Origin of the sequence: Rosenbergiella metrosideri (assembly GCF_022602565.1) — a bacterium.
GTDB lineage: Bacteria > Pseudomonadota > Gammaproteobacteria > Enterobacterales > Enterobacteriaceae > Rosenbergiella > Rosenbergiella metrosideri.
Genome location: NZ_JALBCV010000026.1, coordinates 1 through 7,866, shown reverse-complemented (window position 1 = coordinate 7,866; position 7,866 = coordinate 1). Strand labels below are relative to the sequence as shown.

General features: G+C 40.0%; 8 protein-coding genes and 1 pseudogene. 3 read left to right on the top strand and 6 right to left on the bottom strand.

Going from position 1 to position 7,866, the window contains the following annotated elements; translation table 11 throughout:
• Positions 1-233 (bottom strand): annotated as a pseudogene (locus MKR94_RS15955) (tRNA modification GTPase); the annotation flags it as partial.
• A 12-nt stretch (positions 234-245) separates the two neighbouring features.
• A complete protein-coding gene (locus tag MKR94_RS15950; protein ID WP_241647809.1) occupies positions 246-1,358 on the bottom strand; it encodes a MobA/MobL family protein in 1,113 nt (370 codons plus the stop codon).
• 170 nt (positions 1,359-1,528) lie between these two features.
• Between MKR94_RS15950 and MKR94_RS15945 the strand changes: the two genes are divergently transcribed.
• The 3 genes from MKR94_RS15945 (at position 1,529) to MKR94_RS15935 (ending at position 3,993) form a co-directional block, all read left to right on the top strand.
• Positions 1,529-1,984: a conjugal transfer protein TraD gene (locus MKR94_RS15945; RefSeq protein WP_241647808.1), complete on the top strand. Its 456-nt coding sequence runs from the start codon at positions 1,529-1,531 to the stop codon at positions 1,982-1,984.
• 580 nt (positions 1,985-2,564) lie between these two features.
• Positions 2,565-3,512 (top strand): replication initiation protein, encoded by a 948-nt coding sequence (locus MKR94_RS15940; protein ID WP_241647807.1) that lies wholly within the window; start codon positions 2,565-2,567, stop codon positions 3,510-3,512.
• A 7-nt stretch (positions 3,513-3,519) separates the two neighbouring features.
• A complete protein-coding gene (locus MKR94_RS15935) occupies positions 3,520-3,993 on the top strand; it encodes a DNA-binding protein (protein WP_241647806.1) in 474 nt (157 codons plus the stop codon).
• A 928-nt stretch (positions 3,994-4,921) separates the two neighbouring features.
• Here the strand turns inward: MKR94_RS15935 and MKR94_RS15930 are convergent.
• The 4 genes from MKR94_RS15930 to MKR94_RS15915 all read right to left on the bottom strand — a co-directional run.
• Positions 4,922-5,482: a hypothetical protein gene (locus MKR94_RS15930; protein WP_241647805.1), complete on the bottom strand. Its 561-nt coding sequence runs from the start codon at positions 5,480-5,482 to the stop codon at positions 4,922-4,924.
• Entirely contained in the window at positions 5,466-5,816 is a 351-nt protein-coding gene (locus tag MKR94_RS15925; RefSeq protein WP_241647804.1) for a hypothetical protein, read from the bottom strand. The genes MKR94_RS15930 and MKR94_RS15925 overlap by 17 nt, the downstream gene beginning before the upstream one ends.
• A complete protein-coding gene (locus MKR94_RS15920; RefSeq protein WP_241647803.1) occupies positions 5,813-7,171 on the bottom strand; it encodes a hypothetical protein in 1,359 nt (452 codons plus the stop codon). The genes MKR94_RS15925 and MKR94_RS15920 overlap by 4 nt, the downstream gene beginning before the upstream one ends.
• A 266-nt stretch (positions 7,172-7,437) precedes the next feature.
• Positions 7,438-7,866: tRNA modification GTPase (locus tag MKR94_RS15915; RefSeq protein WP_241647802.1), on the bottom strand; the 429-nt coding region annotated here is incomplete at its 5' end.

Sequence of the window (7,866 nt, the reverse complement as noted above, 5' to 3'; positions counted from 1 at the left end):
GCTTTCACTTCCTCAGATACTTGCAAAATCCCGCGACTGACAGAGTGCCTGACGGTATCGGTCACATCACCGGTCGCTTGTGATAGTGAATGTATGGCATCGGCGAGTTTTGCGTTCTCCTGTCGGAGCAAGGTAGCCTCTTTTTCAAAGGCTTCAATTAACGCCGTTACACGCGCTTCTTGCTGTTGCTGATGGCCAATTAAGGCCGCTATTTTCTTAATTTCGTCATCCATTACAGTCTCCTGTTACATTCTGGGGCCACGGCTAAATTTTGGTTTCGGCTGCTGAGAGTGCTGCTGATTGAGCTTCTCAGCCTGTTTCTGGCGTTCAAGTTCACGCTGCTTTTGCAGCATGGTTTGTTTGAGTTGCTCTTGTTGCTTGAGTTGTTGCTGATGAATGCCGGCAAACTCAGCCATTGAAGAGTCAATCAGCGATTGCAGGTCGATGTCTTGTTGAATATCGCCCATTGCGGCACTGACCAACTGATTAATTTCATCCTGGTGAGTCTTACCTGTCTGACGCTGTTCACGCGAAACCGCCGGCGAGACGCGCTGAGCTTCATCACGTTCCCGTAACACACTGTGCAGGGAGCTGGTCACATCAATGACACCCTGTAACGCCGCTTTCTGTTCAACCGCAACAGACTCCGCTTCACGTCGGTCAATCACAGCTTGCAGCTGTGCCACATTGAGCTGTCTAACCTGATAAGGCCCAAGGTGACGTTCAGGCTGCCGGTCAATCCCTTGTACCTTGTAGGACCGTGCATCAACACGGTCATCATGCTGATACTTTTCAAGGTAGGTGTTCTGCAAGGTTGCCCAACGGCTACGTTGTTCAGTGAGATAGGCCTTACGCTCGGTCGGGGTTTCCCCAAAGCGTACCTTTTTCGCCCCGCCGCGCTCAGGATGCTTACTGTTCGCCCGTTTGAAATACTGCTCAGGGTCTCGCTCAATACAGTCACACTGACGCTCGGAGAACATGATATGCGCATGCGGCTGTTCACCGCCGGCAATCGCCGCTTTCGGATTATGAATGGCGAATTGGTAAGCATGACGCTCACCGATTTCCTGTGATACGAAGTCACGGACCAATGCTAAGCGTTGCGCGTCATCGAGTTCACGTGGCAGTGCGATTTCAATTTCTCGGTACGTGCAGCCATTCGCGCGTTCATGCGCATCAGCGGCTGCCCAAAACTCCGCCGGCTTATGCGTTGCCCAATTGGGCATATTACCCGATTCAGCGTACACCAGGTCATCATCACGGCGGCGGGCATACTTATCTTCTCGGGCAATATAGTGGGCATGGGAAAGGGCCTTTCCTTTGCCTCCCGCTTTAACGCTCAGATGATAAGAGGCCATGGTTGTTATCCCGCTGAAGGCGCGCACGGTTTCTATGACGTAGTCAAGAAACGTCTAAGTGCGCTATATCGATAATTCGTGATATGGACTGTAGTGGTTTTTGGCCTAATTTGCCAGCGATGAAATCACGGATTACGATGACAGGACAGATGAATAGCGAGGGGAAATCTATGAACGAAAAACAGCAACAGTGGCTGACAGACCGACTGCATTATCTGCGCGGACTTAAATCACCCAACGAACAACAGCGATTATTGATATTGCTCAGCGAAAAGACGGATAAAACGACACAGGAAGAGAAAACGCTCACTCTCCTGGTCAATGCTGAACGCAGCGCCATCAAAGCCCAGGAAGCGCGAACCAAAGTCACCAACCTCATCCAGGCAGAGAAACGCGCTGCAGCGAAAGCCGCCCGTAAAGCCCGTGACCATGCCCTTTATCAATCTGCCGGCTTACTCATCATGGCCCGCCTCGTTGATAGCCAAACGGGAAAACCCACCGATAACGCGGCAGCATTGCTCGGTGCACTCAGTAGCCTGAATGAATTACCCCGAGATAATCCCAAATGGGCAGAGTGGAAAACCAAAGGTGAGGCGCTCCTAACACAAAAGCAAATCAAATCCTGACCCATAAAAGCCCTGTAAGCTTCTCTGTGGCCTTTTTAAAGATAAAACACCCGTCTCTAAGGGAAAGACTGAAATAAGCTCTTATAGGCCGTTTTAGCCCCTTATTTTGCTAAGCCGTGAGCGAAGCGAACTGTCCTTATCGGATTTAACGGCAATGATGAGGGTTGACGGTCGAAGACAAAAGGACGATCCAGCGGTTTGCCCGAGCGAAGTCGAGGGAGCTACTTATAGGGGTTTAAGGTTTTCACACAAAGGAGCAAACAGCGTTTGCAACATCCTTTTATGTCTATTCAAACCGGCGAATTGAATAGATTTATCCACAGGGCTGGGATCTATTCTTTTTTATCTTTTCTATTCTTTCTTTATTCTAGGGATTTTAACTTATTGATAGTAAATAAAAAAAAACCTTAAAGGTTAAGGGATTTTCTGGAAAGGTTAAGGGATTTTCTGCTTTTTTATGGGAAAGGTTAAGGGATTTTCTGGTCATCAACAGAATCAATATAAAGGTTATGATTTTTGAAGTAAGCTAACCTTTGTGTTAGGTTAGCTTTTAAATAATAACCTAACCCTGATGAATACCATGTCTGAGCTGATAGTCTACAAAGCTAACGAACTTGCCGTTAGTCGTTACGATTTAACGGAGCAAGAGACAAAGCTTATTTTGTTCTGTATCGGGTGCATAAACCCCTCATTATCAGGAATGACCATTCAAGAAAGGACGGTGGAGTTCGGATATCAAGAGTATGCAAAGTACATGGGAATATCTAACGATTTAGCCTACAAAAATCTGACTAACTCAACTAGAGATCTTATGAATAGGTCAATTGAACTGATATACCCTGTTGGTGACATTGAGCGGAGAATATTTAATTGGGCTGGATTAGTTGAGTTCAACCGAAAAAACCAAAGAGTAAAGCTTGTCTTTAATGAACACCTACCTCCGCTGCTATATCAGTTGAAGCAGTTCATTAAGTACAATTTAGAGCATGTTAAATCCTTCAAAAATAAGTACTCGATGCGTGTTTATGAGTGGCTTCTCAAAGAACTAACACAAAAAAAAACAAGAAATGCCAATATCAAAATATCTATTGATGACTTCAAGTTCATGTTAATGCTTGAAAATAATTATCACGAGTACAAGTTACTAAACCATTGGGTTTTGAAACCCATAGCGAAAGATCTGAACACTTACAGCAATATGCATGTATCTATTACAAAGCACGGACGTCCAGCTGACACGCTAATTTTCCAATGTGAATTGGATAAGCTAGTTGAGATCACTACCGATGTTGATAGTAAAGTCACGAAAGAACTGGGAACTGCATATAACGAACCAGACCCACTCATCTCTGGCTTAAGAAAAACGCTACATGATGCTTTGACTGCTAAAGTTCAATTATCAGGATTTGAGGCAAAATTCCTAAGCGACATGCAAAGCAAATACGACCTCAATGGTTCATTTTCTTGGCTAACAGAAAAACAATTGACCACATTAAGAAATATTCTAACCAAGTATGGAAGTCTTTGAGGTATCTATGGCACTGGTATCAGTTACAGAAGCAGCTAGGCTGACTGGAAAAAATAGAGCAACAATTCATCGCTATATTAAACAGGGTAAACTGTCGCAATCTAAAGATGCAACAGATCAAAAAAAGCTAGATACATCAGAGCTTATACGGGTATTTGGCGGTATATCTGCAACAAATGCTACAGTGTCACAAAGTGATGCAAAGCAGCATGATGCAACAGAAGAAAAGACAGTTTTTGTTGCTGATTTACAGCAGAAAATAGCCTTGTTAGAGCAACTACTAGATAGCAAAAACCAAGAGCTTAAGCGTCAAGATGAACATATCGATAGCTTAAAACAGGCAATGTATCTGATCGAGTCAAAGCTCCACAAAACCCCAGCTCCGGCACTGGAACCTCAGCCCGAACCGGCTACACCTGTAATCACCGAAACAGTCGCACCTGTCACCACAAAGAAATCCTGGCAATTTTGGCGAAAATAGCCCGTTGAGCCGCTTTCGCGGCCCAAACTAAAATCCCGATTTTGATAACAAATGTGCAACACAATTTGCGCCCCATTTTGACCCGATAAAGCGTCACTTTTGGGCGGTTGAGGGGGTTTTGGCAATGAGTGGTGTTGCGCCGGTGCGCAAAAGCACCTTTATGTTAAATTGGGTAGGTTTTGAGAAAATTATGGAAAGATTCAGACAACAGCCGCCACGCTCCCCCGTAATTTTTATAGACCCGCCACGGGGGCATTAGGTATGCTATTACCTTAATATTCATTTATGATTTGAAACCAACGTACAAAATCAACCGATGGATAACACATATGACCGAGAATGATCTGTTAAGAGAAATGCTCCGCTTGCATAAGGCAGGAGAAGGGCTTCCTAATAGCCTTGTAAACGACAACTTCGAAAGTCTGAGCCTTCTATGGGATAAAGGGCTAAGTAGCTACAGAGTAACGAAAATGGCCGCAGGAAATGTTAGATGTAGAAGAGTCTACCCAGGGATTTTAACTCCAGTGGGAATTGAAAGAGCGAAGGCGATCAACTAACCCTCCATTTAAACATAAACCCCTCTTATCCGCATAGATGAAAGGATGTCATGCACTGAATTAACGGTGTTCATGTTAAATATAACTATATATTATAAAAAATGGGGAGCACTCTATATGGATTTAATAATACCTACCTCTTGAGTGAACCACACATTATGAAATATTTAATTTAAATATGTAGTAATTCCCTAGTAAACATTCATACTCGAATAAATGAAAATTTACTGATTATATCTCAATATGATTTAATCCATCCTAAAGTTATTGTTATTTAAATTAAAGGCAGTGAGGAAACCCTACTTTGCCTTTAATGTTGAAAATATCAAGCACAACAACCAAAAAACATAATCAATAAAAATAAAGGTAATTTATTTTATTTGGCTAGCTTGTATTTCCTTTACCACCTTCATAGAAAAAGAATCCAATAAATCTTCAAACTCCACTGCGGAAGCAACAGAATATATACTATCTTCAAACTCTTCTATTATTTCAACAACCTTATCCCTCAAATTATTGTCTGATATACTTATAACCCTAGATCTATTTCTTATTTCATTTATTTTTGACAGTGCAAAGTTCATATAAAAATCACCATTACTTGATGATCTCTTGTATTCATTTAATGCATTTAAGTGAAATAAAATGAATGGATCCAAGAAGCTAGGGATTATAACTTCCCTCATCCAATACATATCTAAAACAGATCTTTTATTGCTTTCCCTGTTGGTGTAGATAGATATTAATATAGTTATTATAGATATAATGATAGCTGCAGAAGCTAAAATATCTGATGTTGAAAACGCCTCCTTATCATCCGTAGGACTTGAAGCAATATATATATTTGTTTCATCAGAAACATTACACACCGCGTGTGCATTAGCTGTAAAAATAAAAATAAAAAACACTATGAATCTAGAGCTCAATTTCATTTGAAGACAATCCTCTCCGAATGGCTCTAACACACTCCTCTTGACTAACTACGTTCAAAGAGGAAGTATCAATCCTGCTTATCAGTTCATTTATACTACTTAATTTATTTAGTAATATACGTAGCTCATCTCCAATTAACCCTAAAAAATAAGAGCTTGTTATTACCTGTTCTTTATTTGCTTTAAATACATACCTATCGCATAGTGCTACTGAAAATAAAGTTTTTGCTTTTCTACCATTCTTTCTTCCAGTAAATAAGGTTACATCCCTCAGACTATTCTGAGAGAAATCAATAGTCAAAGTTCTCTCTTTCAACTCTTGATGTTCGGTCATTTTTTCACCTCATCTAGTGGTTCAGTACTTCCCTTTAACGGCATTCTAATATTAATCATAACCCCTGGGAATTTCACATCGTTCATAGTATAGACACTTCTTTTGTCAGGAGGTGCGTTCAGAGAATGCAATTCATTGAATGGCATGATAAACCTCTCTTCACCATACTTATTCTCTTCAACAACTGACTTGTATTTTCCATCAAAATGTACCACAGTTCTACCAGAAATTATGTTCATTTCTGCAATACTTTCAAGGCTATTCGGCTTTCTCAACTTACAATATTCTTCATAAATAGATTCAAAATTTTCAATTAAAGTTACAGAACCTTGTCCTCTAGTAGGATCTGAGTCTTTTTTTGTACTAACATCGCCTTGCAGCGCTGCCACTGTAAATAATGACTCCTCTTTAATCTTTCCTTTATGCCTCATTACATAATTAGATGCTACTTTTTTTATTTTACTACTTTCTGGTAAGTTATCGAAATTATCGAATATTGAATTACCCAGATTAAAAACACTTAGCTCTAAATACCTCTCCTCCTTTACATTATTAAAATAACCCCTTACATACCAGATTAACTTATTTGTTCCCGAATGCTCTTCAGCATTATCTAAAACTTCACCTAAGCATGCGCTAAGCCTATTCTTTGAGTTTTCTTTCAAAGATAAATTATGTGATCTCATACAGTCATCTAAATACCTTACGCATTCTTTAGCTACTTCGCTTTTTTTATTTACCCTTGTACTTGGTGCATTGTAATACCTATTATCGTATCTAAAGTAATGAACATTTTCTTCATGTTCATGCTCAGTAGCATCCTCAAAAGGATCTCCTTCTAACTCACGAGCAAGGCCTATACTTTTTACTATTTGCTTTGCGCCTTGTACTGCAGGATACAACCCCTTTAAAGTGATTTTTTCATCAAGTTGCTTTCTCCTATTACTTATTATTTCAGTAGCCAGCAGTCCTAATAGAGCTTCACTACCGATTCCATACTTTACTAATTTCCTATGATCTATTGTTATATAGTCAAGCCTTCTATTTAAAAGGATTTTGTTTAGTTTTAATATTTCTTTTAATACAACCTCAGGGTTTTTGAAAATATCAAAAATAGCTGGTATTTTAAATTTCATTTTTGATTTTGCATCAAACCTAAAGGGGAATTTTGGGTTAGCCCTAACCAACCAGTCACTAATAAATGTGTCTGACAGTAATATACTATTCTTTGGCTTCCTTTCTGCTCTCAATCTATTTTTTCTTCTTATCCTTTTTTTATTTGAAATGCTTTTTTTTTGTATTTTTTTTAGTTTAGCTTTCCTTACTTTATTTTTTGTGTTTTTATTTTTCTTCACGCCAGCACCTTGACTTAATTAAGTTAACTCAAAAAAGATATCATACACAAAACAATATACCACACTGTGATTTTCATTACATAGAAAAAACAACCCCCAAGCTTTACCTGTAATTAATCATTTAATCATTTCGATGATGAAACTTATGTTTACATGGACTATCTCAAATAATATTCATTAAAATATGAAATTCTATGAATAACAATAAAAACATCAAAAAACAATTATCCCCGTCAATTGGATTATTAACATCTAAATATTAACCATCAATTTTTTATGACAAAAAATCGACCACCGTTGTTGTCCTTATATTCTTCGCCAGTGCCTTCTACACAAGATTTCCCATCACACGTACTGATGTTTGCTAGCGGCGCTTTTCTCTGCCACTGTTTTTCCATAGCTTGCATCTCAGCAATACGCTGATAGCCATGATTGAGGTAATAACTCATCCCAATAAGGCATACCGCTAATGAAGTCGCCCCTATCAATACCGTCCAACAAGCCGAACGCCAATGGAACCATGCAGCCTGCCGACGAATGGACTTCACCGACTCGCGCGCCTCATTTACCACCTGAGTCAGAGAGCTGATAGCCGGCTTTTGCTTCTCAAGTGCCACAGCTTTCACTTCCTCAGATACTTGCAAAATCCCGCGACTGACAGAGTGCCTGACGGTATCGGTCACATCACCGGTCGC